The organism is Pseudomonas sp. SID14000, from assembly GCF_002165135.1.
Lineage (GTDB): Bacteria > Pseudomonadota > Gammaproteobacteria > Pseudomonadales > Pseudomonadaceae > Aquipseudomonas.
On record NZ_NFZQ01000010.1, the window covers coordinates 187,594 to 213,577 of the forward strand.

The 25,984-nt window shown below is 61.2% G+C and carries 23 protein-coding genes and 1 pseudogene; 13 read left to right on the forward strand and 11 right to left on the reverse strand.

The window, feature by feature from the left end; genetic code table 11:
- Positions 1-9: 9 nt before the first annotated feature.
- From groL to CAY82_RS16875, 3 genes are all read right to left on the reverse strand, one after another.
- A complete protein-coding gene (gene groL / locus CAY82_RS16865; protein ID WP_087502233.1) occupies positions 10-1,629 on the reverse strand; it encodes a chaperonin GroEL in 1,620 nt (539 codons plus the stop codon).
- A 110-nt stretch (positions 1,630-1,739) separates the two neighbouring features.
- Positions 1,740-4,022 carry a heavy metal translocating P-type ATPase gene (locus tag CAY82_RS16870; protein WP_087502234.1) on the reverse strand — a complete coding sequence of 761 codons (2,283 nt, stop codon included), beginning with the start codon at positions 4,020-4,022 and terminating at the stop codon, positions 1,740-1,742.
- Between the two features lie 5 nt (positions 4,023-4,027).
- Positions 4,028-4,282, reverse strand: a complete 255-nt coding sequence (locus CAY82_RS16875) for a hypothetical protein (RefSeq protein WP_087502299.1) — start codon at positions 4,280-4,282, stop codon at positions 4,028-4,030.
- A gap of 196 nt (positions 4,283-4,478) precedes the next feature.
- On the opposite strand from CAY82_RS16875, the gene CAY82_RS16880 reads away from it, so the two are divergent.
- The 4 genes from CAY82_RS16880 (at position 4,479) to CAY82_RS16895 (ending at position 8,396) form a co-directional block, all read left to right on the forward strand.
- On the forward strand, positions 4,479-5,126 hold the full coding sequence (locus tag CAY82_RS16880; RefSeq protein WP_087502235.1) for a BON domain-containing protein: 648 nt from the start codon (positions 4,479-4,481) through the stop codon (positions 5,124-5,126).
- Positions 5,127-5,145: 19 nt separating this feature from the next.
- Entirely contained in the window at positions 5,146-6,993 is a 1,848-nt protein-coding gene (gene ftsH, locus CAY82_RS16885) for an ATP-dependent zinc metalloprotease FtsH (RefSeq protein ID WP_170931092.1), read from the forward strand.
- Positions 6,994-7,021: 28 nt separating this feature from the next.
- On the forward strand, positions 7,022-7,447 hold the full coding sequence (locus CAY82_RS16890) for a potassium channel family protein (RefSeq protein ID WP_087502237.1): 426 nt from the start codon (positions 7,022-7,024) through the stop codon (positions 7,445-7,447).
- 217 nt (positions 7,448-7,664) lie between these two features.
- Positions 7,665-8,396 carry a hypothetical protein gene (locus CAY82_RS16895; protein ID WP_087502238.1) on the forward strand — a complete coding sequence of 244 codons (732 nt, stop codon included), beginning with the start codon at positions 7,665-7,667 and terminating at the stop codon, positions 8,394-8,396.
- Here the strand turns inward: CAY82_RS16895 and CAY82_RS16900 are convergent.
- A complete protein-coding gene (locus tag CAY82_RS16900) occupies positions 8,371-9,102 on the reverse strand; it encodes a helix-turn-helix domain-containing protein (protein WP_087502239.1) in 732 nt (243 codons plus the stop codon). The two genes, CAY82_RS16895 and CAY82_RS16900, sit on opposite strands and share 26 nt — an antisense overlap.
- A 428-nt stretch (positions 9,103-9,530) precedes the next feature.
- On the opposite strand from CAY82_RS16900, the gene CAY82_RS16905 reads away from it, so the two are divergent.
- Positions 9,531-10,898 (forward strand): erythromycin esterase family protein, encoded by a 1,368-nt coding sequence (locus CAY82_RS16905; RefSeq protein ID WP_087502240.1) that lies wholly within the window; start codon positions 9,531-9,533, stop codon positions 10,896-10,898.
- Here CAY82_RS16905 and CAY82_RS16910 read toward each other — a convergent pair.
- A complete protein-coding gene (locus CAY82_RS16910) occupies positions 10,880-11,554 on the reverse strand; it encodes a dienelactone hydrolase family protein (protein WP_087502241.1) in 675 nt (224 codons plus the stop codon). The two genes, CAY82_RS16905 and CAY82_RS16910, sit on opposite strands and share 19 nt — an antisense overlap.
- A 284-nt stretch (positions 11,555-11,838) precedes the next feature.
- Positions 11,839-12,765 (reverse strand): universal stress protein, encoded by a 927-nt coding sequence (locus CAY82_RS16915; protein ID WP_087502242.1) that lies wholly within the window; start codon positions 12,763-12,765, stop codon positions 11,839-11,841.
- Between the two features lie 204 nt (positions 12,766-12,969).
- Here CAY82_RS16915 and CAY82_RS27095 point away from each other — a divergent pair.
- From CAY82_RS27095 to CAY82_RS16930, 4 genes and pseudogenes are all read left to right on the forward strand, one after another.
- Positions 12,970-13,124, forward strand: a pseudogene (locus tag CAY82_RS27095) (NAD(P)-dependent alcohol dehydrogenase); the annotation flags it as partial.
- Positions 13,125-13,178: 54 nt separating this feature from the next.
- Positions 13,179-14,000, forward strand: a complete 822-nt coding sequence (locus tag CAY82_RS16920; RefSeq protein WP_087502243.1) for a helix-turn-helix domain-containing protein — start codon at positions 13,179-13,181, stop codon at positions 13,998-14,000.
- The gene (locus tag CAY82_RS16925) at positions 13,985-15,226 is read left to right on the forward strand and encodes a DUF4010 domain-containing protein (protein ID WP_087502244.1); all 1,242 of its coding nucleotides are present in this window, start codon (positions 13,985-13,987) and stop codon (positions 15,224-15,226) included. Before CAY82_RS16920 ends, CAY82_RS16925 begins: the two co-directional genes overlap by 16 nt.
- 146 nt (positions 15,227-15,372) lie before the next feature.
- Positions 15,373-15,795 (forward strand): hypothetical protein, encoded by a 423-nt coding sequence (locus CAY82_RS16930; RefSeq protein WP_170931093.1) that lies wholly within the window; start codon positions 15,373-15,375, stop codon positions 15,793-15,795.
- A gap of 34 nt (positions 15,796-15,829) precedes the next feature.
- On the opposite strand, the gene CAY82_RS16935 is transcribed toward CAY82_RS16930, so the two are convergent.
- A complete protein-coding gene (locus tag CAY82_RS16935) occupies positions 15,830-16,456 on the reverse strand; it encodes a dTMP kinase (protein WP_087502246.1) in 627 nt (208 codons plus the stop codon).
- Between the two features lie 177 nt (positions 16,457-16,633).
- Positions 16,634-17,578, reverse strand: a complete 945-nt coding sequence (locus tag CAY82_RS16940; RefSeq protein ID WP_087502247.1) for a GlxA family transcriptional regulator — start codon at positions 17,576-17,578, stop codon at positions 16,634-16,636.
- Positions 17,579-17,685: 107 nt separating this feature from the next.
- On the opposite strand from CAY82_RS16940, the gene CAY82_RS16945 reads away from it, so the two are divergent.
- The gene (locus CAY82_RS16945) at positions 17,686-18,486 is read left to right on the forward strand and encodes an SDR family oxidoreductase (RefSeq protein ID WP_087502248.1); all 801 of its coding nucleotides are present in this window, start codon (positions 17,686-17,688) and stop codon (positions 18,484-18,486) included.
- 61 nt (positions 18,487-18,547) lie between these two features.
- Here CAY82_RS16945 and CAY82_RS16950 read toward each other — a convergent pair whose 3' ends face one another.
- On the reverse strand, positions 18,548-20,191 hold the full coding sequence (locus CAY82_RS16950; protein ID WP_087502249.1) for an acetolactate synthase large subunit: 1,644 nt from the start codon (positions 20,189-20,191) through the stop codon (positions 18,548-18,550).
- A gap of 170 nt (positions 20,192-20,361) precedes the next feature.
- Here CAY82_RS16950 and CAY82_RS16955 point away from each other — a divergent pair, with 170 nt between their 5' ends.
- On the forward strand, positions 20,362-21,243 hold the full coding sequence (locus CAY82_RS16955) for a LysR family transcriptional regulator (protein ID WP_087502250.1): 882 nt from the start codon (positions 20,362-20,364) through the stop codon (positions 21,241-21,243).
- Between the two features lie 81 nt (positions 21,244-21,324).
- Positions 21,325-22,509 carry an MFS transporter gene (locus CAY82_RS16960; protein WP_087502251.1) on the forward strand — a complete coding sequence of 395 codons (1,185 nt, stop codon included), beginning with the start codon at positions 21,325-21,327 and terminating at the stop codon, positions 22,507-22,509.
- 50 nt (positions 22,510-22,559) lie between these two features.
- Here the strand turns inward: CAY82_RS16960 and CAY82_RS16965 are convergent, their stop codons facing one another.
- Both CAY82_RS16965 and CAY82_RS16970 read right to left on the reverse strand, forming a co-directional pair.
- Positions 22,560-23,888 (reverse strand): diaminopropionate ammonia-lyase, encoded by a 1,329-nt coding sequence (locus CAY82_RS16965; protein WP_087502252.1) that lies wholly within the window; start codon positions 23,886-23,888, stop codon positions 22,560-22,562.
- A gap of 79 nt (positions 23,889-23,967) precedes the next feature.
- Positions 23,968-25,218, reverse strand: coding sequence for a Zn-dependent hydrolase (locus tag CAY82_RS16970; RefSeq protein ID WP_087502253.1), 1,251 nt, complete (start codon positions 25,216-25,218; stop codon positions 23,968-23,970).
- Positions 25,219-25,385: 167 nt separating this feature from the next.
- Between CAY82_RS16970 and CAY82_RS16975 the strand changes: the two genes are divergently transcribed.
- Positions 25,386-25,853, forward strand: coding sequence for an Lrp/AsnC family transcriptional regulator (locus tag CAY82_RS16975; RefSeq protein WP_087502254.1), 468 nt, complete (start codon positions 25,386-25,388; stop codon positions 25,851-25,853).
- The last annotated feature ends 131 nt before the right edge of the window (positions 25,854-25,984 follow it).

Consider the following 25,984-nt stretch of genomic DNA (forward strand, 5'->3'; position numbering starts at 1 on the left):
TTCGCCTGATCACTCAGGCAACGGGGGTTGCATCAAAGGCGGTGTCTTTTCGGGGATGTCGGTCATGGTTGCCTCGGTCAGCAGAAGGATACTGGCGACCGACACGGCGTTCTCGAGTGCGATGCGCACCACTTTGGTGGGGTCGATAATCCCGGCTTCATACAGGTCCACGTAGGCGTTCGCCGCGGCATCGAAGCCGATGCTGCCCGTTTCGGCGAGCATGCGTGCCACCACCACGCCCGCGTCGACCGCGGAATTTTCGGCGATCATTCGCGCTGGAGCCTCCAGCGCCCGCCGTAGTATCTGCAGGCCAGTGCGCGTATCGCCGTCACTATCTGCTTCTTCGGCGAGCAGCGCGGGCACGGCCTTGAGCAAGGCCAGGCCACCGCCTGGCACTATGCCTTCGGCAATAGCCGCACGGGTGGCGGCCAAGGCGTCATCCAACGCATCCTTGCGCGCCTTCATCTCCGCTTCGCTGGGTGCGCCAACACGGATCACTGCCACGCCGCCGGCAAGCCTTGCCAGGCGCTCATGAAGTTTTTCCCGGTCATAATCGCTGGTGCACGCCTCGATCTGAACCCGGATTTGTGCGATCCGTGCCGCCACGGCTTGCTGGGTTCCCTTGCCACCGATCAGCGCCGTGCTGTCTTTCAACACCACCGCACGGTGCACCTGGCCCAACTGGGACAGCTGCAGTTGATCGAGATTGACGCCAAGCTCCGCTGAAACCAGGGTCGCCCCCGTGAGCACGGCGATGTCCTGCAGCATTTCCTTGCGCCGATCGCCATAGCCGGGAGCTTTCACCGCTACCGCGCGCAGCACCCCGCGAATCTGGTTGACCACCAGCGTGGTCAGCGCCTCGCCGTCAATGTCCTCGGCGATCACCACCAGCGGCTGGCCGCTTTTCGCCACTTGCTCCAGCAATGGCAGCAGGTCATTGAGTGCGCCTATCTTGTGGTCGCAAAGCAAGACACAAGCATCGGTCAGTTCTACCTGCATCTTTTCGGTATCAGTGACGAAGTAAGGAGACACATAACCCCGGTCAAAGCGCATGCCATCCATGATGTCGACCACGGTTTCGGTGGTTTTGGACTCCTCCACGCTGACCACGCCCTCGACCCCGACCTTCTCCAGGGCATCGGCGACCAACTGACCGATCAATGGGTCGTTGTGCGCCGACAGGGTCGCCACCTGGGCCTTTTCCTTGAGCGTGCTGACCTGGCGTGATTGTGCCAGCAGCGATTTCATGACCAATGCCAGCCCCTTGTCCAGGCCACGCTTGAGGTCAATGGCACTGGCCCCTGCCACCACATTACGTACGCCATCGGCCAGTATCGCGTGGGCCAGGATAGTCGCAGTGCTGGTGCCATCGCCCACCGCCTCCCCGGTACGCTCGGCCGCCTGGCGCAGCATCTGGGCGCCGAGGTTCTCTTCCGGGTCCTGCAGATCGACCCGCTTGGCAATGGTCACACCATCGTTGCAGACGGTCGGCCTCCCCCAACTGCTCTGCATCAGCACCGATTTGGATTTTGGCCCCAGGGTGACGCGTACGGCATCGGCAAGCTGAGTGGCACCACTTAGAATTTTTTCCCGCGCGGCCGAGCGGAACAGGATTTTGCTGTGGGCCATGGCGTCGCCTCCCATGCAGGTCAGGACTAATCGCGAATGCTGCCAGCATCTCGCCCCCCGCCCCCTGATGCTTGATTTTTGTCAACCCATCAGGGCAGCAGAAGCGCTGCTCAGCGGCGATCCAGATATCGATACAAGGCTTCTTCCTGGTCAAAGTGCAGCTTGGCCAGAGTATCCAGACGGATGAGCTGGTGCTGGATATCGTCGGCGCTCGGGCTGTCGGCCGCCTGGCTGAAATCCCGGCTCATGCACGACAGCAGATGGATGAGCCGAAAGATTTCCCGATGGGTATGGCTCATTGCCGACAGTGGATCTTCACCGGGAATGAAACGGCTCAACGCCGGATACAAGCGGCGTTCGTCATCGCGCTCGTGGCGCTCCAGCAGGTCGTGCAGCGCACCGACCAGTTCGCGCAGGTCGGCCCGAGCCTGCCCGGCAGGGCGCCTGGCGAAGTCACAAGCCATCTGGCCAAGTTGCGTCAGCAGCCCGTCGAGCTGCCGATGCTCATCCTGCATCCGATTCAGGTCTTCCACGGGGAGCCCGGTGTGCCGCCGGCCCGCCAAGGGGCCAAGCGCGCGCAAGGCGTTGATGATGATCAACAGGTCGATACCTTCCTGCAGCACCGCCCCCATCAGCGCTGGCAGGTAACCGGCTGCGGCGACCAGCATAGCCAGCAATGACAGGCTCATGCCCACCCATACCCCCTGCCGGGCGATATGCACGGCATGCCGGGCGATATCCAGTACCTCGACCAAACGATCGAGCCTGTCGACCAGCAGGACCACACCGGCCGCCTGCGCCGAGGCAGTAACCCCAGTGGCACCCATGGCAACTCCGACATCGGCTGCAGCCAACGCCGGGGCATCGTTGATGCCATCACCGACCATCAGCGTCGGTCCACTGCGGCAGCCTTGCTGGACCAGGCGAACTTTGTCCTGCGCAGAAAGCCCTGAACGAAGTTCGTCGATGCCCGCTGTCAGAGCAATCATCTCGGCCGTTTCCGGGCGATCTCCGGTCAGCATGACAATCTTGTCAATGCCGCGGGCACGTAGCAGACGCAGGGTCTGGGGTGTTTCCCGGCGCAGGTCGTCGGCAAGCCGCAGCACGGCTTTCAACGCACCGTCGACCGCCACGAAACTGCCACTGTTGGCCAAGTAGTCCAGTTGCTGTAAGCGCGCCTGAGCCCAGCTGCCATCATCTGTGCCATTGCGCACGTAAGCCAGGGCCCCCAAGCGGACGGCTTTGCCCTGCACATTGCCGGCAAGCCCCAGGCCAGGGCTTTCCTGTACCTGTTGCGCAGGTGTCAGCGCCAGGTTGCGCAGACGGGCAGCGTGAACGATGGCCTGGGCAATCGGATGAGTGGAAGCCTGGGCCAACGACGCGGCCAGTTGCAAGATCTGCAAGGGCGTCCCCTCCCCTTTGATCTCGATCGATTGCAACTGGGCATGGCCGCTGGTCAAGGTGCCGGTCTTGTCGAGGAACACATGACGGATCCCGGCCAGCGCTTCCAGCACCTCGCCATCACGCACGAGGATGTTGCGCCGCGCGGCTCTGGAAATACCTGACAGAATGGCTATCGGTACGGCCAGTATCAGTGGGCAAGGCGTGGCAACCACCAGCACAGCCAGCACCCGTTGCACGTCGCCACTGGCCCACCAGGCCAGCGCTGCGATGAACAGCGTCAGCGGAATGAGCGCCAGCGCGTAACGGTCGGCCAAGCGCACGAAGGGTGCCCGTGACTGGCGTGCTGTTTCGGCCAGGCGCACGATGCCGGCATAGGTGCTCTGCGCGGCGGTGTGCGTGGCCAACAACAGCAACGGCGCGCCCGCGTTGATCACACCGCTGGCCACAGGCTCGCCGGCATGGCGGGTGACGGGTAGCGATTCGCCAGTCAACGCGGCCTCGTCGAGGGTCGCCTGTTCCGTCTGCAGGCGTCCGTCCACCGGAACCACTTCACCAAGTCGCACCAGCACGACTTGGCCAGGCTGGACTTCGCACACGGGCACCTCTCGCAGCCTGTCGTGCTCCTGAATCCAGGCCCGTTGGGGAGCCCTGTCGATCAGTGCGCGCAACTCGCGCTCGGCATGACGCAAACTGAGCGCCTCCAACGCACGGCCGGTGGCAAGCATGAGTGCGACCACCGCCCCCACCAGCATCTGCTCCAGAGCCAAGGCCGCGCCGATAGACATCAGCGCGATCAGATCGATGCCCGCCTCGCGTCTGGCCAGGCGTTGAGTCATTTCCACCGCCAGCACCACTGCCATGATCGCGCTGCCACCGGCCCAGATTACAGAGGCCCAGGCAGGCCGTTGTGCCGCATAGGCCAGCCCACCGACCAGCAAGGCCAGAACACAAACCAGCAACAGGACCGGGTCCAGCCATCGACGTGACATGGCGGCTACTTGTGCTTGGCCTGGCGGAGCAACTGCTGGATCTGGTCCTCGGCATGAGTAGCCCTGCGCAGCGCCTCGTTGGCGGTTTGCTCGACCAGATCGATCCGGTAGCACACCTGGTCGGCTCGCAGCCTGGCGGTCGCCGCGTTATTTTCAGCCGACTCCAGACGTGCATCGTATTCCTCGGCAGGCCAACGCGTACATCCCAGGGCGGATGCCAGCAGCAGGCTCGTCAATCCTACAAGCAGATAGCGTTGCATGTAGATGCCCTCTCGCGTGCCCAAGACATCCTGAGTATCGGCAGCACCGCCTGCGGCAGCCTGACATTTATCAATCTCATGAGGCATCTGTCAGTGCGCCACCTTGACCTTTGTCAATCGCTCAACAGCGCTGGAGCGTAGAAAAAAGGGCTCAAGGCATTCCAACCCACTTCTGGATATGACACTGGAGCTCATCATGAACGACCTCGAACTGCGCGACCTGGTACTCGAAGAACTGGAGTTTCAGCCGGACATCAATGCTGCGAGCATCGGTGTGACGGTGCAGGACGGCGTGGTCACGCTTTCCGGCCATGTCAACAGTTATGCTCAGAAGGTCAGTGCCGAGCGCACCGTCAAAGCCATGAAAGGCGTGCGTGGGCTGGCCGAAGAAATCGAAGTCCGACTGAACAAGCTGGAGGGTACGGCCGACGACACGATTGCCAACCGCGCCCTGAAAATCATTGCCTGGAGCTCGGATGCCAATGTCGAGGGCATCAAGGTTACCGTGCACAAAGGCACGGTGACCCTGGAAGGCGAGCTGGACTGGCAATACCAGAAGGAGGTGATAGAACAGGCCGTGTGGCGCCTGTCGGGCGTGGTTAGCGTACACAACCGCATCACCTTGAAGGCACGGGCCAATGCCAGCGATATCAAGCACCACATCGAGGAAGCCCTCAAGCGCAGCGCAGAGATTCAGGCTGAAGGGATCCGCGTCACCGTCAACGGGGGTGTGGTCAGGCTAGAAGGCAAGGTGCATTTGCTTCGTGAACGGGAAGTGGTCGAGCGCGCGGCCTGGTCAGTACCGGGTGTGAGCAAAGTCGAAGACTTCCTGTTGATTGCCTAGCACTCAGCCCGTAGGAGGGATGACCATGAACAAGGGTCAGCCATGGAAATTCTATTTCCTGGCCATCGGGCTGTCGTTGCTGGCCGCAGTTCAACTCGGCCTGTTCAACCGCCCGGCGGTGCAGGCCATCCCTTACAGTCAGTTTTTACAGCTACTGGAACAGCAGAAAGTCAACGACCTGCGCATCGAGCACGACCGCATCCTGGGCAGGCTGCAGGAACCCATCGATGGACATTCGATGTTTTCCACGGTGCGTATCGACCCGGTGCTGAGCGAGCAGTTGGGGCGCTCGGGGGCGGAGTTTACCGGTGTCGCCGAGGACAGCGCGCTGGCCACCACAGTGGGCTGGTTCATGCCACTGCTGATGATGCTGGTTTTGTGGTACTTCCTGTTCCATGGGCTTGGTGAAAAACAGGGCCTGGGCGGGTTGATGGGTGTAGGCAAGTCACGCGCCCGCGTCTATGTCGAGCGCGATATCAAGGTGACCTTTGCCGATGTTGCCGGTATAGACGATGTCAAGGATGAGCTGACCGAGATCGTCGCCTTCCTGAAGAACAAGGCGTGGTATGCCCGCCTGGGCGCTCACGTGCCCAAGGGCACATTGCTGGTCGGTCCACCCGGCACCGGCAAGACCTTGGTCGCCAAGGCCATCGCCGGCGAAGCGGCGGTCCCGTTCTTTTCCATTTCCGGGTCGGAGTTCGTCGAGATGTTCGTGGGCGTGGGCGCCGCGCGGGTTCGCGATCTTTTCGACCAGGCACGCCAGGCGGCGCCTTGCATCATCTTCATTGATGAGCTGGACGCCTTGGGCAAGATGCGCGGGCTTGGCAGCCTTGGCGGCAATGATGAGAAGGAGCAAACGCTCAATCAACTGCTGGCCGAACTGGATGGCTTTGACGCGCGCGAAGGCGTCGTGCTGCTGGCGGCCACCAACCGCCCCGAAGTGCTGGACCCGGCGCTGCTGCGCGCAGGACGGTTCGATCGGCAGATTCTCATCGACAGGCCCGACCGCAAAGGTCGCCTGGCGATTCTAAAGGTGCACTTGCACAAGATCGTCTACAAGAACGACCTGGACTGCGAGCGTATTGCCGAAATCACGCCAGGCCTGACCGGTGCCGACCTGGCCAACCTGGTAAACGAGGCGGCCATCATCGCCACACGACGTGCCAGCCAGTGGGTGGAATTGCAGGACTTCACTGCTGCCGTCGAGCGCCTGGTCGCGGGTGTGGAACGCAAGGGCAACGTGCTGCGCGACGATGAGCGTCAAGTGGTGGCGTACCATGAGATGGGGCACGCCTTGGCGGCGAGCAGCCTGCCGGCGATGGACCCGGTGCATAAAGTCTCGATCATCCCCCGCGCCGCAGGCTCGCTGGGTTATACCCTGCAACGGCCCACCGATGACCGCTTCCTGATCAGCGCGCAGATGCTCCGTGACCGTATCGTCGTGATGATGGCCGGGCGCGCTGCCGAAAGCCTGGCATTCGGCCAGGTCTCGACCGGTGCCGCCGACGACCTGGGGCGCGCCACCGACATAGCCCGGCAGTTGATCACGCGCTTCGGCATGAGCGCGGAGCTGGGCCAGGCCGTGCTCGAGCGGCAACAGGCCAGTTATCTGGGCGAGTCGGTATTGCGCCAGGAGCGCAAGGACTATTCTGAACAGACCGCACGGGAGATCGACCTGGGCATTCGTGGCTTGCTGGAAGAGGCCTACAGCCGTGCCCGGGTGTTGCTCGAACAGCGCCGGGCGGACCTCGACGCCGGAGCACGCCTGTTACTGGCCAAGGAGACCATCACCCCCGAAGAATTCCCGGCACTGCTGCCGCTGGTCAAGGAAGCTGTCACCTACCCGCTACTCGACACAGCCAAATGACGCTCCGCTCCTGCTCAGGAAAGCGACCATGCTCACCGTCACATTGATCAACATGCTGGTAGTCATACTGGTGGTAATCATTCACTACGAATGCTTGCTGCGCCTGAATGACTGGCTACCGCGGCTTAAATTGTGGAGCCGATTCCGAATAGTTGCGGGTGTGTTCGGCGCGCTGCTGGCCCATGCCCTGGAGGTCTGGTGTTTTGCCTTGGCCTATTACCTGATGGCTCACGCTGATGGCTGGGGCACGCTCAGTGGCAATTTCGATGGCAGCTTCCTGGATTGCGTGTACTTTTCCTTCACCACCTACACCACCATCGGCTTCGGCGACATCGCCCCTACCGGGCACCTCAAATACCTCACTGGCCTACAGGCATTGACCGGCCTGGTGCTGATCACCTGGACAGCTTCGTTCCTGTTCCTGGAAATGCAGAAGTACTGGAAAGCCAAATAACGGTGGTTCAGTCGTTTGGCGGCCGCGTGCAGTGCCATTGCGCAACGTCAGGCACGTCTTCACCATGCTCGATCAGTCTTGGGGGCGGAGGCAACCCTGCGTTTATCAATCTGCTAGCGGCTACCATCGCTGCCCCTTTGATCCTGATCAAGGTCCAGGGAAGGCAGGCGCCTAACCTGAATGCAGCAGGGTCGTACCAGACACAATCGAGGCGCACATGGGGCGGGACGACGGTGGATGTGTCCGTTTGCTGGAAACGTTGTCGGGTATGGGCACCCAGGAGTACCTGCGCCTGGCGCTTTGCACCCCGCAGCGCAGCGAGGCGATGCCGGGCCAATACTGCTTTCTGGCCAGTCGCGAGCAACGTTGGCCCTGCAGCTATGTGAGCCTGCCAGGGATGGCTGGCCGGTTCATGGTAACCACTCATGCTACCCAGGCACTGGATAAGGCGGGTCAGTTGCTTCGCTATTCCGGGCCATTGGGCAACGCCTGGCCAGTACCCCTGCAAAGCAAGCGGCTGCTGGCCATCACTCGCGGCGAGGGGGTGTTGGCGCTTCTTTGCCTGCTCGATGAAATCCGCTGCTGGCTACCTTGGGTTCAGGTGCGGCTGCTACACGAAGGCTTGCCCCTGGAGCATTTGCCCGCAGATTGCCTCGTGTGCCTGACGGCACAAAAGACGGTAGTGCGCGACAGCGAAAGCGGATGGACGCAACTGACAAAGCAGTTGGAAGATTTCAGGCCGGATACGGTCTACTGCTGTGCACCACCGCAAGTAGCGCGCCAGGCAGCACGCTTGTGCTGGCGAAAAGGCGTGCAGCCACAGCGCATCTGGCTGCGAACAGACCATGTGCCCTACCCGACCTGGAGTACCCAGTCGCCATCGAGTGGGCTTGTGCAACGCTATGACAGAGTGCTCGCGGCGCTTAAACGGGTTCCTCCGGCCGGCTGAGGTTGAGCAGCCCTTGTTGGTCGACAAGTCGTACCTCGCGCCCTACGCATTGCAGGAACCCTGCCTGGATGAACCGGGTGAACAACCGGCTGACGGTTTCCTGGGTGAGGTCCAGGTAATTTGCGATATCGCTGCGGGACATGGGCAGATTGAAAACATCTGCCCTCAATCCGCGCTCATGGTAGCGCGCCGACATGCCCAACAGGAATATCGACAACCGTTGATCGGCCCGCCCATGGCAGCACCGCAGGTGTTCATCCTTGCCCTGGATGCCCAGGCTCAGCATATGCAATAGCTGGTAGCGTAAGCCAGGGATCTGCCCCGACAGATCAACCAGCTGATCGAGCCGGATGGAGCAGACCAGAGAAACTTCAAGCGCCAGCGCGTAGCTTCGATAATGACTCGCACCGATAGCGTCCAGCCCCAGCATCTCACCCGGCAGGACGAAGCCGGTGACCCGCTCGTTGCCCTCGGCATCAAGCAGGAAGTTCTTGATAGCCCCCGAGCGCAGGGCAAATACATGGTCCATCGGCTCGTCGGCCTTGAACAGATAGGCACCCTTCTTCAACGGACGGTTACGGCGCACGATACGTTCCAGCTTGTCCACTTCGTCAGCACTGAGGCTAGCGGGCAAGCAAAGGCGGCTCAACGAACACGCAAGGCACTTCACATGGGGCCTTGCCCCCATATCTACAGGGCCTGACATGATGACGCCTCAACGTTTTTTCATGCGAGCATTAATTCAAAATTAGCCGCTACGCTCAGTGGTTTCCGGGCTACCGACGAAGGGTAATGTCACCTGCCAAGGCTTGATCAGGATCAAGTCTTACGGCCTTCATGCGCAAATAATGAAACCGACGGCGAAGAGCGTGGCTACGCATGTTGCACTGACGGATGCCGACCTGCTGGTCATGGACTACCCGAACAATTGCGCCTGCAAGCTGCGAAGACCTCGACTAACAGGCACCCAATGCTCAAATCATTGAGTTTGCCAAGGCCGTAGCCTGGTCCGAAAGAGGTCATCCACCGCCTTGCACTGAGCTGACCCAAGGCCACCGCCCCATGACCTGTCATGCTGCGGCGCCTGGCATCTACCGCGGGCCGACGCAGCAATCCCTCCAAGGGAGAATGCCCATGAACGGACCTTCGAACAAGCTGATGGAGCAGCTTTACGGTAAGCAATACCAGGTCGATACTGGTGATATCGCGCCAATGCTGCACCAATACGCCGAGCCCCTACCGGACCTGGAAGACCCGGCTTTTGCCAAGCTGTTCGACCGTTATGCCGATGCCCGAGTGGTGATGCTCGGCGAGGCGAGCCATGGCAGCAGCGAGTTCTACCGCGCCCGTGCGGCTATTACCCGACGACTCATCGAACTGCATGGCTTCAACATCGTGGCCGTCGAAGCCGACTGGCCGGATGCCGGGCATGTCGATCAATATGTGCGAGGGCTTGCACATTCAGCGTGGAAACGCCATATCTTCAGCCGTTTCCCAACCTGGATGTGGCGCAACAGTGAGGTCAAGGCCTTTGTCCATTGGCTCCACGCGCACAATCGCATGCTGGCCGAGGACCGTCGCGTAGAGTTTCGTGGCCTGGACGTCTACAGCCTGCGCAACTCCATACATGAAGTGCTGGCCTATCTGGACCGGGTCGATCCGCATCTGGCCCATGAGGCCCGTCGGCGCTACGGCTGCCTGACGCCCTGGCAGGACGACCCTGCGCTGTATGGCCATTTTGTCGAGCGCGGTGGCGTCATGCCTTGCGAGCAACCGGTGATCGAGCAACTGAATGTCATGCTGGCCGAACAATTGTCAGGCTTGATCCGCAATGACGAAGCCTTTTTCAACGCAACGCAGAATGCACGCGTAATCATTGCTGCGGAACAATACTATCGAGCCATCTACCGAGGGTCGGCCGCATCCTGGAACCTGCGCGACCGGCACATGTTCGATACCTTGCGTGCGCTGCTCGAGCGCCGCGGTCCGAAAGCCAAGGCGGTGGTCTGGGCACACAATTCTCATATCGGCAATGCAGGCGCCACAGAAATGGGCTGGAAAGGCCAGTTCAACATCGGTCAGCTGTGTCGCAGTGCGTTTGGACGGGATGCCGTGCTGATCGGCATGGCGACCGACCGAGGCCAGGTGGCCGCAGCCGATGACTGGGACGGCGACCTGCAGATCAAGGACATACGTCCATCCCGCCCGGACAGTTGGGAGTGCCAGTTCCGGCTTGCCGGAGTGCCAGCCTCGTTGACCGACTGGCGAGACCCGCAGCGCAAGGAACTGCGCCGGATCTTGTCCACGCCATTGCTCGAGCGGGCCATTGGTGTCATCTATCGTCCCGAAAGCGAGCGGCTCAGCCACTATTTCGAGGCAGTTCTGGCCGAGCAGTTCGATGCCATGCTCTGGGTCGAACAAACCAGGCCGGTCACCGCGCTGCCCTTGCCGAAACAACAACATCTGGAACCGGAGGACGAAACCTATCCATTTGGCGTGTGACTGCCCGAAGCTTGCAGGTGCGCTACAAACCAGTCGGCAGCGAGCGCCGCAGCCTTGCCCAGCGTGCCAGGTTCTTCGAAAAGATGCGTAGCGCCTGGCACCACTTCAAGTCGATGCTCACATTGCAACATGCGACCCGCCAGACGATTGAGCTCCAGCACCTGTACGTCTTCACTACCCACGATGTGCAACGTTGGCGCTTTTACTCGCTGCAGCACTGACCAGGCCAGGTCAGTCCGGCCTCCCCTGCTGACCACCGCCGCCACCACATCCGGGCGTTGAGCCGCTGCGAGCAGCGCCGCGGCCGCGCCAGTACTGGCACCAAACAGGCCAACGCGCAGGGGCTGGAGTTGCTTATCCCGTTGTACCCAATCGACGACATCGACTAATCGCTTGGCCAGCAATGGAATGTCGAAACGCAGTTCCCCGGTCTCGTTATCCAGTCGCTGCTCTTTTTGCGTCAGCAGGTCGAACAGCAACGACCCCAGCCCGCGAGCCGCGAGGATGTCAGCCACGAACTGGTTCCGGGCGCTCAAACGACCGCTGCCACTGCCATGGGCGAAAATGACCAGAGCGCGGCAATTGCCCGGCAACCGTAAGTCGGCCAGCAATTCGACGCCGGGCAGCTTGATAGTCTGCGATCGTACCTCAGTCATGTCCTCGCTCCTGGGAAGTATCCTGGGAAAGCACGCGCGCGTCAGCTTGACGCATGAGCGCCATGACTTCTTCAACCGAAGTTTGACCTGCCGGCGAACCGGGTGAGCGGTTCGACAAGGCAACGCCCGGCCTCGGGACGGTCTGGAAACGAGGTCTGCACTGCAAGGTCATATGACATGAAACCTCCCGCACCGAGATGGCGCCTGTCGTTTCACGAGCGCATGTACGAGCATGGCCTGCGTCCTTGAAAGCTTTGAAAGCAGGCCATTGCGGGCCTTGCCCATCAGCCTTGGGAATGCTCCGGTGAAATAACCAGTACGCTGCTGGAGAGCCGATGCATCACTCGTTCCGCAGTGCTGCCGATGAACCAGCCGATGCCATGATGGTGATAGCTGCCCATGACCAGCACGTCGATATCATTGTTATCCATGAACACCGCCAGGACCTTGGCCGGATCGCCCATTCGCATGTGGCGGTGTTCGGCGGCGATACCATTGCGCTCGGCAAGCGACTGGAAGGCTTCGCTCTGGGCCTCATGAAGGGTTCGAGCGGAATTCGAGTCGAACAGGAACGAATGTTCCCGGCTGCCGCCAGCGTCCAGATACATCGAGCCCAGGTCATAGGCATATAACAATTCGATCTGGGCATTGCATTGCAATGCCAACTTCAGCGCTTCACTGATGATCTGGTCGTTGAAGCCCTCATACTGATCTTCAGGCCTGGACAGGTCCACAGCTGCAAGAATCCTGCGCGGCAGCGCATGGCTGGCCTTGTGCACCAGGTGCAGCGGGATGCGTGTATCGCGCAATAGCTGAACATCCAGTGACGTGAACATGGCGCGCATCCACCAGGGTTCATGCTCGAGCTCCTTGATCAGCATGGCGAAAGGCTGCTCGCGCAAGTGCGCGAGGATCTCGTCCAGCGGATGCTGCACCCACACCACTTCCGTGGTGACCGTGACACCATTGCGCCGCATCGACAGCGCCTGGGACTCCAGCCAGTCACGGTGCTGCTGCACATAGCCTTCGCGCATGACAGCCAGCGCCTGGTCATTGACCAGGCCCGCCGTGGCAAGCCCTTCCAGATAATCGAACGCCACAATGTGCAGCGCCATGCCCTTGGCCTTGGCCAGCGCTGCTGCGCGATCATAGATCGGAGTCCGGCGCATCAGGGCTGATGCTATCAGCAGCAGTCTTTGTGGATTGTCCATGGCACACCTCTGCGATTGCGGTACGTACCTGGAGCATCTGCCACTCATCTTTTGCAAATTTGATGTTTGTCAACTGCCCGCTTCCGCGCAGACAAACGGCATTCTGGATGGCGCGGGAATTTGATGCTGATCAAGGCTTCTAGCCGCTAACGGAGCACGCTACTGGCATATCAACAATGATTTCTTGCTTCGGAGGCGGGCCATGGCGGCAAAGAGCACATGCGCCGGCTGATGGCGGTGATCGCCAACGGCCGGGGCGACGTTCGCAACTGGTCACGCACCGCTTTCGACTCGATGACATTGAGGCTACCTATGAACTGTTCGCCCATCAGCGCGATGGTGTCATGAAGATTCGCTGATTGGTCACCCCGTACCCGCTTTGCCAATCTCCGATGCTCGGAGGAGGCCTGAAAATGTCCGGTCAACTGAAAGTCACGCTCCTTGATCAGTCTGTTTCGTCGCGCGTGGCAAATCCGATTCACCTGAAACCGCTGGTGCCCCTGTGCAGGGAATGCCGGGTCAGCGGCCTGTGCCTGCCCACCGGCTTGCCCATTCACGACAACAGTTGCCTGGGCGCACTGATAGGCCCACGCATGCGAGTTCGCAAAGGCGCCGCACTGTTCAATGCCAATGATTCACTGACCACGCTGTATGCGGTTCGCTGCGGCAGCTTCAAGACCAGCCTGAACAGCGCCGAAGGCCAAGGGGTGGTGATCAACTTCTGGATGCCGGGTGACGTGCTTGGCCTTGATGCCATTGCCACCGAGCATCATGTCTGCGATGCCATTGCCCTGGAAGACAGCGAAGTCTGCCCCGTGCCCTATCGCCGCTTGCAAGCCCTGGCACGGGACTTCCCGGTCCTGCAACAAAGTCTGAATCGGTTGATGAGTCGGGAGATCGTGCGTGAACACGAGCGCGTGTTGATGTTATGCAACCTCACTGCTGAACAGCGGCTGGCCAGCTTCCTGGTCGGGCTGTCCAGGCGCTTCGTCAACCGGGGCTACTCTGCCCATGGGTTCATGTTGCGCATGTCCCGCGAAGACATGGCGTCGTACCTGGGATTGCGTCTGGAAACCGTGTGCCGTGCCGTCGCCCGTCTTCGCGCGCTCGGCATCGTCAGCTTGCATGGCAGACTGGTGGAGATTCTCGACATGCCTGCCCTTATGACGCTCGAACAGGGCGGTGTTGAATGTGACCACAAGGGAGTTCCCGAGGCACCATGCTCGACACCCTGAATGTCGGACACGGCGCCGTGGCGCTGGGCATCGGCATGCTGGTAGGACTTGAGCGCGAACGCAAGAAAGGCCGCAACGAAGACCATGCCGCAGCCGGACTCAGGACCTTCGCCATCACTGCCCTGCTGGGCTACGTCAGTATGTTGCTGGCAGGCCCGATGCTGGTCGGGGTAGCCAGTCTGGGCCTGGTACTGATGCTCTGCATGCACTACCGCAAGCATGCCGACAAAGATCCTGAGGTCACCAGCGAAATCGCTCTGCTGCTGGTGCTGACCCTGGGCGCGTTGAGCCTGAACGAGCCCGAGCTTGCTACAGCGGTAGGCGTGGTACTGACCGTGCTGTTGGCCATGCAGCGTGAGCTTCATCACTTCGTACTGCAGCAGCTGAGTGAAGAAGAGCTGCGCGATGGCTTGATGTTGCTAACGGTTGCACTAGTGGTACTGCCGTTGACGCCAGACCGGTTCCTGGGACCCTATAGCGTGCTCAACCCCCGCACGATCTGCACGCTGGTCGTCCTGCTGATGGCTGTCGGTGCAGTGGGTCATATCGCCATGCGCCTGATGGGCCCTCGTTATGGCTTGCCTTTGAGCGCAATAGCATCAGGCTTTGCCTCGGGCACGGCAACCATTGCGCTGTTGGCCCGTGAAGCTCGGCAGCAGAAACTTGCAGTCAGATCTTTCGCGGCATCGGCGGTGCTGTCCAACCTTGCGAGCATTACGCAATTCGCCTTGGTGCTGATTATCATCGACCGGCACCTGCTGAGCCCTTTCGTGATTTCGATCGGGCTTGGCGCATCGGTCACCGTGGCTTACGGGATATTACTGCTGGCACCTTGGCGTGCCGCTTCTGGCGGCTCCGCGGCACATCAGGGTAACGGTGCCTTCAGTCTCTGGACCGCACTGATCATCACGCTTGCCCTGACCGGCGTCGCCCTGTTCTCAGCGTTTCTTCTTCAGCAACTGGGCCACAACGGCGTCAGCATTGCAGCATTCGTCAGCGGGCTGGGTGATGCCCACGCAGCAACTGCGTCGGTGGCCTCGCTGGTGATGGCCGGACGGCTGGAGGTAGCCGATGTCGTGGTACCGGGCATGATGGCCGTGACCGGGAACACGCTGACCAAATGTGTGCTGGCGCTCAGCAATGGCGGTTTCCAGTTTGCGCGTTATCTTGTTCCAGCACAGATCATCATCCTCGGGGCAATGTGGTTTGGGCTGGCTATGTACTGACGAGGCACAGAATATGTGAGAACCGGATGGACCACTTGCTTGATTCAAGTCAAACCAGCGACCAACTGGCTGCCTACACTTAAAACGTCCAGGCATACCAAGGCCTTTGGGGCACACCATCCATATCCAGATACGTGGAGTTCACCATGCAATCGCAATTGAAATTGATGCTTGCTGTTGTTCTGGCCGGTAGTGCACTCATGGCGCATGCCGATGAAAAGCAAAACGCTGGCGATGCCACTACCAACGCGCCAGCCGCCAGTACACCCTCCGAGTCGGCCATGAACAAGGCGATGAGCGAACAAATGCACAAGATGCAGATTGCTCATGACAAAGCCGCTGCAGCGAAGACCCCAGCCGAGCGGCAAGCCGCCATGCACGAGGGTATGCAGACAATGAAGGAAAGCATGGCCATTATGAGCAAGCACCATGCCGCTGGCTGCATGGGCTCGGGCATGGGGATGTCGGGAGCCAAGGGCGGCATGGGCATGGACCACGGAATGATGGACATGATGATGAAGATGATGGATCAGCAGTCGTCAATGATGGATATGCCCATGACGCAGTAACCGGCACTGCTCCACGGTGCCATCGGTGATAGCATCACGGTCGATGAGGTGGTCGAAGCACGCTATCGATTTCGGCCACGACCTGCCTTGTTGCATCCTCGATGGCCCCTTCATTACGGCACAGTACCCAGCCATGATCCGCAACTGCACGTTCGAACGCCTCGGTACAGGCAACCTGCTCGTCCAGGCTATGGATTACCGTACTGCCCAGCCCACGCGTGCGGGCTGCGGCCCTTGCCCATGAGGTATCAGGGGCCGTGACAACCCCGACATGCAAATCGGGCACCTGCACATGTCGCTCGGCGTTCAGGCGCAGGATCTCGTCGAACGGCACGGTACGGCGAAATGCGGCATCAGACGGGTACCAGCGATCGATCAGGATGATACTGCCCGATGGCTGCCTGGGCAGCACGTGCCGGGAAATCCAGGCACGGCTTTCGGCAAAGCGCTCGCACACCCTCAATTCCAGGTCCCGTGAAGGGCTTCTGACCAGTTGATTGACAAGAGCCATGGTTTCACACCGGTAGGGGTCGCTTTTCTTCTCGCAAAGCCGGATCACTTTCCTGTTGTCAGCCCTCAGGGCTTTGGTAACGGCCTCCAGAAGTGTGGTTTTGCCGGTGCCCTTGGGCCCATCGATGGAGACAAACAGCGGGCGGGTCATTTTTCATTACCAGTCAGGCCAAGTGCGCGATAAGACCATTGATCGTGGTCTGCCTTCAAGGGTTACCCGGAAGGAGAACATTTGTGCTCCAAAGGCAATATGAAGATTCAACGCCGGCTTGGGTGCCAGTGTGGTCCTCATGGGAGCGGGCATGCCCGCGAAGCAGATGACGCAGTTCTAGACCACTCGCCTGGCATCCCTGCGCACCGCCTGCGGTGGCACGCCAAACCCACGGATGAACACCTCGCGAAGGTGCCGGCGGTCTCTGAAGCCGGTCTCCCTGGCTACCACATCCAGACTGTGCCGGCTTTGCTCGATCATCAAGCGGGCAGCCTCCAGGCGCAGGCTTTCCACGGCCTTGGCCGGGGACTGCCCGGTTTCGGCAGTGAACACCCGGGTGAACTGCCTGGGGCTCAGGTGCACCACGCCGGCCAGCTCTTCGACACTGAGCGGCCGGCTCAGGTGCTGGCGGGCATACTCCAAGGCACTCTGGATGCGGTCCGACTTCGGCGCCAGCGCAAGCAGTTCGGAATGCTGCGACTGCCCACCCGAGCGCCGCTGATGCATCACCAGTTTGTGCGCCACCGACCTGGCCAGTTCGGCCCCCAGGTCTTTCTCCACCATGGCCAGCGCCATGTCGAGCGCCGCGGTCATGCCCGCCGATGTCCAGACCGGTCCATCGACGATGAAGATCCGGTCATCGTCGACCTCGATCCTGGGGTGCATGTGGCGCAGCGCCTTGGCATAGGCCCAATGGGTGGTGGCCCGGCGATTGTCCAGCACGCCGGCCTGGGCCAGCACAAAGGTGCCGGTACATAGCCCGGCGGTCCTGCGCGCACTGGCAACAAAGCCTCGCACATACGCCAGCACCTCATCACTTGGTGGTATCTCGGGGGTCAGGGTACCGCTGACCATCCAGGTGTCAGCCAGGCCTGGCGTAGCCAACGGCAGGGTATCGATGAGCATGCCCAGCGATGAACGGACCATGCCGCCACCTACCGAGAAGTTCTGCACTCGGTAAACCTCCTCCCCTGCCACGATATTGGCGAACTCGAACACCGCCTGCGTGGCTAGGCCCATGAGCTGAAAACCTTCAGTGATCAGATAGCCGATACGATGCATGACCGGGCTCCGTTCCGTTGCGTCTCGAAACACTACCATATACGTCATTTGAGCCAGCGAAAATTTACCGCATCATGACCCCAATCCCCCCCACTGGAGCTTGAGTCATGACTCTCTCGCACAAAGGCACCGCCCTCATTACCGGGGCATCCTCGGGTATCGGCTCGGTCTACGCCGAACGCCTGGCCCGCCGCGGCTACGACCTGGTGCTGGTCGCACGCAACCGTGACCGTCTCAATGCACTGGCCAGCCGCATCACCCGGGAAACCCGGCAAAGTGTCGAAGTATTCCCCGCAGACCTGGCCCGCCCCGATGAACTCGCCCGGGTCGAGCGCAAGTTGCGTGAAGACGCGAGCATCACTCTGCTGGTGAACAATGCCGGTATCGGCACCCATACCCCGCTGCTGGAAAGCGATGTCGAACGCATGGCAGAGATGATCAGCCTCAACGTCACCGCCCTAACCCGCCTTACCTATGCCATCACTCCAGGTTTCGTTGCCCGTCAGCAAGGTGCAGTGATCAACATTTCATCGATCGTCAGCCTGGCCCCGGAGTTGCTCAATGGCGTGTATGGCGCCAGCAAGGCGTATGTCACCGCCTTCACCCAGTCGCTGCACAAGGAACTCGCGCCACACGGCATCCAGGTTCAGGCCGTGCTGCCTGGCGCGACGGCTACCGATTTCTGGGCGATTGGCGGCTTGCCGATAGAGAACCTGGACCCAGGTATCGTGATGTCGGTTGATGACCTGGTGGAAGGCGCCCTGCAGGACTTCGACAACAAGGTACTGGTTTCCATACCGGCCCTGCACGAGCTGCAGCGCTACGAAACCTATGAGAGCAGCCGTCAGGCGCTGTTCGGTAAGCTTTCCAGCAACCGACTGGCACCTCGCTACAGCGAAGGATCTTGAGATTGGTCGCTCCTGCAGGGCTACGGCGCCAGCCTTGAGGAGGCGCCGTACCTGTCAGGCTTTACACCGCCAGCGCGCGCTCACGCAGCTCGCTGTTGAGGATGCGGTCGTTCTCGCTGTAGTCGACCGGGCAGTCGATCACGTGCACGCCCGGGGTCTTGATGCAGTGCTCGAGCAGCGGCAGCAGGCCTTCGGCGCTTTCCACGCGGTGGCCATTGGCACCGTAGGCTTCGGCGTACTTGACGAAGTCGGGGTTGCCGTAGTCCAGGCCGAAATCGGTGAAGCCCATGTTCGCCTGCTTCCAGCGGATCATGCCGTAGCCGTCGTCACGCAGGATCACCACGGTGATGTGCATGCCCAGACGTACAGCAGTTTCCAGCTCCTGGCTGTTCATCATGAAGCCGCCGTCACCGCACACCGAAATAACCGGGCGGTCCGGGTGCACCAGGTGCGCGGCCATGGCCGATGGCAGGCCGGCGCCCATGGTCGCCAGGGCGTTGTCCAGCAGCACGGTGTTGGGCTTGTGCGCCTTGTAGTTGCGGGCGAACCAGATCTTGTAGATGCCGTTGTCCAGGGCGACGATGCCTTCGGACGGCAGTACGCGACGGATGTCGGCAACCAGGCGCTGCGGGTACACCGGGAAGCGATTGTCGTCGGCACCTTCGGCGATCTGCGCTTCGTTGGCTTCGCGGATGGCCATCAGGCGGGTGAAGTCCCAGTGCGAAGTGTCATTCAGCGCTTCGCTGATCTGCCACACGGCGTTGGCGATGTCACCGATCACTTCCACCTGCGGGAAGTACACGGCATCGACTTCGGCCGAGCGGAAGTTGATGTGGATGACCTCGGTGCCGCCACGGACCATGAAGAACGGTGGCTTCTCGATCACGTCGTGGCCGATGTTGACGATCAGGTCGGCCGCTTCGATGGCGCGGTGGACAAAGTCACCCGAGGACAGTGCAGCGTTGCCCAGGAAACGCGGGTGGCGTTCGTCGACCACACCTTTACCCATCTGGGTGGTGATGAACGGGATGCCGGTCTTGTCGATCAGCTGCTTGAGGACCTTGGCGGTCATCTTGCGGTTGGCGCCGGCACCGATCACCAGGATCGGGTTACGGGCGTTCTTCAGCTTTTGCACGGCAGCGTCGATCGCCACGTGCTCGGCCAGTGGGCGGCGGTGCAGGCTTGGCGGGATCGGCAGCGCGTCGGTCTGCTCGGCGGCGATGTCTTCCGGCAGCTCCAGGTGGACCGCACCTGGTTTTTCTTCTTCAGCCAGGCGGAAGGCCTCGCGCATGCGGGCCGGGATGTTGTCAGCCGAGGCGAACTGGTGGGTGTACTTGGTGATGGGGTCCATCATGCCGCACACGTCGATGATCTGGAAGCGGCCCTGCTTGGACTTCTTGATCGGCTTCTGGCCGGTGATCATCATCATCGGCATGCCGCCCAGGTAGGCGTAGGCGCTGGCGGTGACCAGGTTGGTGGCACCAGGGCCGAGGGTCGACAGGCTGACGCCGGTCTTGCCGGTCAGGCGACCATAGGTAGCAGCCATGAAACCTGCGGACTGCTCGTGACGGGTCAGTACCAGCTTGATCTTCGACTTGCGCAGGGATTCCAGCAGGTCGAGGTTTTCCTCACCGGGAATGCCGAATACATACTCGACACCTTCGTTTTCCAGGCATTGCACAACGACATCGGCGGCCTTGGCCATTTAGGGTACTACCTCAAAATCTTTGTGGGATTGCAGATTTATTAAGCTGCGTGACTGAGATGTTGCAGGATGTCTCAGTGGCGCGCATCGTAGGCCCTCTGGTTAATAATAATAAATATATTGTTATTATGCTTGGCATCACAGTTTGTTATGAATGGTAAGCCCCTTCAATGAACCTCAAGGCATTGCGCTGCTGCGTCGAAATCGTACGCCAAGGCAGCTTCACCAAAGCCGCGCAGCACCTGCACATCGCCCAGCCGGCACTGAGCATGGCCGTTACCCGCCTGGAAGAAGAACTGGGCGTGACCCTGTTCAACCGCACAACACGCAAAGTCATCCTGACGGCCGAGGGTGAACGGTTCCTGCCACGTATTGCATCGGCCCTGCGCGAAATGGATGTAGCCCGGCAAGAGCTGCGCGACATGGCCGACCTGAAGCGCGGCGAAGTACGCCTGGGTATTCCGCCGATGTTCGGCCTGCACTATGTGCCCGGGTTAATGAACGCCTTCCGCCAGCTGTACCCGGGCATTGCCATGACCGTATTCGAAGGCAGTGCCGAGGACATCGGCCATCGTCTGGAACAACGGGATATCGACCTGGCGTTACTGGAGTCCAGGCGCGTGCCGCCCGACAAGGAATCGATCCTGCTGGGCAGCGACGAGATGCTGGCGTGCATGCACCCTGACCATCCTTATGCCGGCAAGGCCTTCCTCACGGCCGAGGACCTGCGCAATACCGACATGGTGGTGTTCGACCGCACCTTCGTGCAGCGCCACCTGCTGGACGCATTCTTCGCCGAACATGGCATTACTTACCGGGTGGCGCTGCAGAGCAACTTCGTATCGCTGGTGGTGCAGGCCGCGCTGGACAACATGGGCGTGGCGACCCTGCTGCGCTCGGTACAGCAGCGCACGCCGGGCATCGTTGGCGTACCTTTCCAGCCAGCGCAGCAGATGAGCTTCCGCTTGTGCTGGCGATCGGGGGAATACCTGTCGCTGGCCAGCAAGCGCTTCATCGACTTTGCCGCGCAGACCCATTACCTGGAGCGCTGATTCCACCCTCCTCGACGTCACTATCGCGGATTGACTATGATCCCACGTTGAACGTTTCAGCATGTTTCAACAAGGATCCAGATGTCAGTTCAGGAATTACCCCCTCTCCCTAGCAAAAGTACCGTCGCCAAGATGGAAGCCTCCATGGCACTGGGCAGCTTCGCTATCGGCACTGGCGAGTTCGCCATCATGGGCCTGATGCCCGACATCGCCAGCAACCTGCAATTGAGCGAGCCCCAGGTGGGCCATGCCATTAGCGCCTATGCGCTGGGGGTGATGGTCGGGGCCCCGGCACTGGCGATTATCGGTGCCCGGCTGTTGCGCAAAAATATGCTGCTGTTATTGATGGCGCTGTATGCCCTTGGCAACCTGGCTACCGCCTTTGTCCCCTCGTTCAGCGGCCTGGTCGCTTTCCGTTTCATCAGCGGACTGCCCCATGGCGCCTACTTCGGCATTGCGGCGGTGGTGGCGTCGAGCATGGTGGCCAAAGATCAGCGGGCGGGGGCCGTGGCACGGGTGATGATGGGCCTGACCTTGGCCATGTTGCTTGGCAACCCGGTCGCCACCTTGCTGGGCCAGTACTTCGGCTGGCGCTCGGCGTTCGTGCTGGTCGGCATGATCGCCCTGTGCACCATTGCCCTGGTCTGGCGCTATGTGCCCCAGCGCCACGATGAAGTGCGCAGCGACCCGCGCAAGGAACTGCAAGCGTTCACCCTGCCGCAAGTGTGGATGGCGCTGGCCATCGCCTCGATCGGCTTTGCCGGCATGTTCTGTGTGTTCAGCTACCTGGCGCCAACCATGTTGCAAGTGACCCAGGTCTCGCCGCAGTGGATTCCGTTCGGCCTGGCGGCATTCGGCGTCGGTGGCATCGTCGGCAACATCGCCGGGGGCAAGCTGTTCGACCACCTGCAGTTCCGCGCCGTGGGGCTGGTGCTGGTGTGGTCGATTGCCGTGCTGCTGTTCTTCACCTTCGCTGCCCAGGCGCTGTGGAGCCTGCTGCTGGGCATTGGCCTGGTCGGAACCATGATTGCCCTGGCGGCGCCACTGCAGATCCGCCTGATGGACATTGCCCATGAAGCGCCAAGCCTGGCCGCGGCGTCGAACCATGCGGCGTTCAACCTGGCCAATGCGCTGGGGCCGTGGCTGGGAGGCATGGCAATTACCGCGGGCATGGGCTGGACCAGCACCGGCTACATCGGCGCAGCGACGGCGCTGGTTGGGCTGGGGATCTACCTGGTGGCACGGCGGATGAAGGGCGGGCACTGAGGTTCAGGCCTGACAGACAGCGTGAACGGGGCTGCCATGCAGCCCATAAGTCATTGAATTAGCAGGGACCCTGTGGGAGCGGCTTTAGCCGCGAACACCGGCGCAGCCGGTGCCATGCACCGCGTTGGATTCTTCGCGGCTAAAGCCGCTCCCACAGGGTACGAGGATCGCTTGCGAACCCAGGCTTGCTGGCGGGCCAGTACCGAGCTGGCCGACTCGCCCAGCAGATCGGCGTAGACGCCAGGCGCAGTGGCGCCTTCGGTACTGATGAAGAGGATGCGGGCGTTGCCGTCGATACCCAGGTCGGCAGCTGCGCCAGCATCCGCTACCAGGCGGGCAAACCCGGCCAGGCCGGCGACGCCGGACTCACCAGCCACTAGCGGAATGTCGCGAGCGCTGCCAGCCGCCAGGCGGCGCATGGCGGCAACAGCCTGGTCATCTGTGATGGTCATGAAGTAATCGACGCTCGGCTCAAGGAATCGCCAGGCCAATGGCGATGTCTCGCCGCACGCCAGGCCCGCCATTACCGAGTCCACCGAGCCGGTCGCCCTGGCCGGTTTGCCGAGCAAGGCACTCTGGTACAGGCAGTCGGCCTGCTCCGGCTCGACCATGACCACCAACGGACGCTGTGCGCCGTAGTGCTCCCAGAGATAGCTGACGATGCCGGCCGCCAGGCCCCCCACCCCGCCTTGCAGGAACACATGGGTCAACGGCGGCTGCCCGGCAGTGGCTTCGGTGATTTCTGCGGCGATGGTGCAGTAGCCCTGCATCACATCACGCGGGATCACTTCGTAGCCCTCATAAGAGGTATCGGAAACCACGGTCCAGCCATTGCTGGCCGCCAACTCCGCGGCGTGCTCGACTGATTCGTCGTAATTGCCGGCAATACGCACGATCTGCGCGCCATAGGCCGCAATCGCCTGCTCGCGCTCTATGCTGACCTTGGCATGCAGCACGATCACGCAGCGGCAGCCGATGCTTTGCGCGGCCGCCGCCAGCCCCTTGCCATGGTTGCCATCGGTGGCACTGACCACGGTGAAGGGGGCCAGCAGGTTCGCGTACTGGCCATCCAGCAAGCCGCGCGGGTCGAACTGCTGTGCGGGGAAGGTACGCAGGATCAGCCGGACCAGGGCAATCGGCGCGCCCAGCGCCTTGAAACTGCCCAGTTCCGAACGCACCGATTCGTCCTTCACCGTCAGCTGGGCAACGCCCAGCTCCGCGGCCAGGTCAGGCAGGCTGTACAGCGGCGTAGCACCTGCGTTCAAGCGCACCCACCCGGCCAGCCACTGGCGGCTTTCTTCAGCCTTGGCGATGCTCATCACCTCCTGCAACGCTTGCGGGTAAGGCTGGCGGCCAGCCTTGGGGTTGGAAACAAACATGCGGCACTCCTTTCTACAGGCAACAGGAAGCCCATGCCGCTGAAACCAGGCTTCAGCGGTCGGGGCATTACAGTGGGGATCAGGCGTGGGTCAGGCGACGGCTGGCGACGTCCAGCAGTACCTGGGCGCCCTGGATCAGTTGTTCGTCATCGGTATGCTCGCGCGGGTTGTGGCTGATACCGCCCTGGCTGGGCACGAAGATCATCGCAGCAGGGGCAATGCGGGCGATCATTTGCGCGTCGTGGCCTGCACCAGAGGTCATGCGGCGGTGGCTGAAACCGAAACGCTGCGCCGAGGCTTCGATGGCACCGACCAGGCCTGCGTCGAACACCACCGGTTCAAAACGCACCAGGCGCTCAGTGGTAATGGTGACTCCTTCGCGCTTGGAGAGCGCTTCCAGGTATTGGCTCAGGTGGTTTTCGGCGTAAGCCAGGCAGGTTTCGTCGGGGTCGCGCAGGTCAACGGTAAAGGTAGCCTTGCGCGGGATGACGTTGATCACGTTCGGCTCGAACTGCATGCAGCCGACCGTGGCCAAGGTCGTGCCGGATTCCACGGCCATGGCGCGCAACTCGGCGACGATGGCACTGGCGACGAAGCCTGCATCATGGCGCAAATGGGTCGGCGTGGTGCCTGCATGATTGGCGTGTCCCTTCACCTCTATTTGCTGCCAGGAAATACCCTGCAGGTTCTCGACCACGCCAATCAAGGTGTTTTCGGCTTCGAGGATCGGCCCCTGCTCGATATGCAGTTCGAGGTATTCGTACGGCACGATGGCGCCAGGTTCCAGCGTGCCGGCATAGCCGATGCGCGCCAGCTCATCGCCAAGCCGCGTACCGTCGGTGCCCAGGGTATCCAATGCCTGCTGCAGAGGCAGGCCACCGGCGAAGACCAATGAGCCCATCATGTCGGGCTGGTATCGCACACCCTCTTCATTGGTGAACGCGCCGACCGTGATCGAACGCTCGGGCAAGTGCCCGGCATCACGGTACGCCCGAATCACCGCCAACCCGGCCAGCACGCCATAGCAGCCATCCAAGGCTCCGGCGTTGGTGACGGTGTCGATGTGCGAACCGATCATCAGTGGGCGTTGCTCGCCGCTATCAGCGGCTGCGCGCAAAGTACCGAAAATGTTGCCGATACGGTCGACCTGCACGTCGAGGTCAAGCTCGTGCATCCAGCCGACCAGCAGGTCGCGCCCAGCCTTTTCGGCATCGCTCAGGGCAATCCGGGTGCGCCCGCCATGGGGGGCGTCAGCGCCTACCTGGCCGAGTGCACGGATCTGCTGCAGCAGCAAAGAGCCGTTCAGTTGCAGTGGGGTACTTGCATTCATCAACCATTTCTCCCTGCGCGCAAAGCCTTGGCTCTACACCACCGTTTTTTTGTTCATGGGGGAATTCTATTCGCTCGTACTGCACTAAAATCTTGATTTTCTGCCTTTGCATGCACTTTTATTACGTATTCTCGGCATTCACCGCTGTTCACCTACGGAGCCGCTTCATGCCCCTCGATCACTTCGACCTGGCCCTGCTCGATGCCATACAGCGTGACGCCGGCACTTCACAGCTGGACCTCGGGGCGCAGGTCAACCTGTCCTCGGCAGCGGTCAACCGCCGGCTGAAGAAGCTGGCAGCCGACGGCGTGATCCGTGGCACGGTTGCGCAAGTGAACCCGGAGCAGTTGGGCTACACACTGACCGTGATCACCGAGGTAGAAGTAGAGAACGAGCGGCTGGACCTGTTGGACGAGATGAAACGCACCTTCCTCGCCTGCCCGCAGGTGCAGCAGTGCTACTACGTGGCCGGGGAATGCGATTTCGTGCTGATCATGCTGGTGCGGCACATGGAGCAGTACACCCAGCTGACCCGTGAGCTGTTCTTCGAAAACAACAACGTCAAGCGCTTCAAGACACTGGTGTCGATGAGCAATGTGAAAACTGGCATGTTTGTGCCGACCCTCACGCACTGAAGCCTTGCAGGAGCGCGCAGCTCGACAGGCAATTGCCCGCGTTTACCTCTACCTGACCGAGGTTGACAGCCACATTGCCCAAGCTGGCCAGCCGCTGGGAAATGATTACAATGCGCGCCCCAACCTGAAAT

Coding starts and splice junctions, on each gene's coding strand:
- CAY82_RS16915 (WP_087502242.1), bottom strand. CDS start 12,765: ATGGACAATCCACAAAGACTGCTGCTGATAGCATCAGCCCTGATGCGC.
- CAY82_RS16880 (WP_087502235.1), top strand. CDS start 4,479: ATGAACGACCTCGAACTGCGCGACCTGGTACTCGAAGAACTGGAGTTT.
- CAY82_RS16910 (WP_087502241.1), bottom strand. CDS start 11,554: ATGACTGAGGTACGATCGCAGACTATCAAGCTGCCCGGCGTCGAATTG.
- CAY82_RS16890 (WP_087502237.1), top strand. CDS start 7,022: ATGCTCACCGTCACATTGATCAACATGCTGGTAGTCATACTGGTGGTA.
- CAY82_RS16960 (WP_087502251.1), top strand. CDS start 21,325: ATGTCAGTTCAGGAATTACCCCCTCTCCCTAGCAAAAGTACCGTCGCC.
- CAY82_RS16965 (WP_087502252.1), bottom strand. CDS start 23,888: ATGTTTGTTTCCAACCCCAAGGCTGGCCGCCAGCCTTACCCGCAAGCG.
- groL (WP_087502233.1), bottom strand. CDS start 1,629: ATGGCCCACAGCAAAATCCTGTTCCGCTCGGCCGCGCGGGAAAAAATT.
- CAY82_RS16935 (WP_087502246.1), bottom strand. CDS start 16,456: ATGACCCGCCCGCTGTTTGTCTCCATCGATGGGCCCAAGGGCACCGGC.
- CAY82_RS16975 (WP_087502254.1), top strand. CDS start 25,386: ATGCCCCTCGATCACTTCGACCTGGCCCTGCTCGATGCCATACAGCGT.
- CAY82_RS16875 (WP_087502299.1), bottom strand. CDS start 4,282: ATGCAACGCTATCTGCTTGTAGGATTGACGAGCCTGCTGCTGGCATCC.
- CAY82_RS16895 (WP_087502238.1), top strand. CDS start 7,665: ATGGGGCGGGACGACGGTGGATGTGTCCGTTTGCTGGAAACGTTGTCG.
- CAY82_RS16930 (WP_170931093.1), top strand. CDS start 15,373: ATGCAATCGCAATTGAAATTGATGCTTGCTGTTGTTCTGGCCGGTAGT.
- CAY82_RS16950 (WP_087502249.1), bottom strand. CDS start 20,191: ATGGCCAAGGCCGCCGATGTCGTTGTGCAATGCCTGGAAAACGAAGGT.
- CAY82_RS16955 (WP_087502250.1), top strand. CDS start 20,362: ATGAACCTCAAGGCATTGCGCTGCTGCGTCGAAATCGTACGCCAAGGC.
- CAY82_RS16940 (WP_087502247.1), bottom strand. CDS start 17,578: ATGCATCGTATCGGCTATCTGATCACTGAAGGTTTTCAGCTCATGGGC.
- CAY82_RS16870 (WP_087502234.1), bottom strand. CDS start 4,022: ATGTCACGTCGATGGCTGGACCCGGTCCTGTTGCTGGTTTGTGTTCTG.
- CAY82_RS16970 (WP_087502253.1), bottom strand. CDS start 25,218: ATGAATGCAAGTACCCCACTGCAACTGAACGGCTCTTTGCTGCTGCAG.
- CAY82_RS16905 (WP_087502240.1), top strand. CDS start 9,531: ATGAACGGACCTTCGAACAAGCTGATGGAGCAGCTTTACGGTAAGCAA.
- CAY82_RS16945 (WP_087502248.1), top strand. CDS start 17,686: ATGACTCTCTCGCACAAAGGCACCGCCCTCATTACCGGGGCATCCTCG.
- CAY82_RS16920 (WP_087502243.1), top strand. CDS start 13,179: ATGTCCGGTCAACTGAAAGTCACGCTCCTTGATCAGTCTGTTTCGTCG.
- CAY82_RS16925 (WP_087502244.1), top strand. CDS start 13,985: ATGCTCGACACCCTGAATGTCGGACACGGCGCCGTGGCGCTGGGCATC.
- ftsH (WP_170931092.1), top strand. CDS start 5,146: ATGACCATGAACAAGGGTCAGCCATGGAAATTCTATTTCCTGGCCATC.
- CAY82_RS16900 (WP_087502239.1), bottom strand. CDS start 9,102: ATGTCAGGCCCTGTAGATATGGGGGCAAGGCCCCATGTGAAGTGCCTT.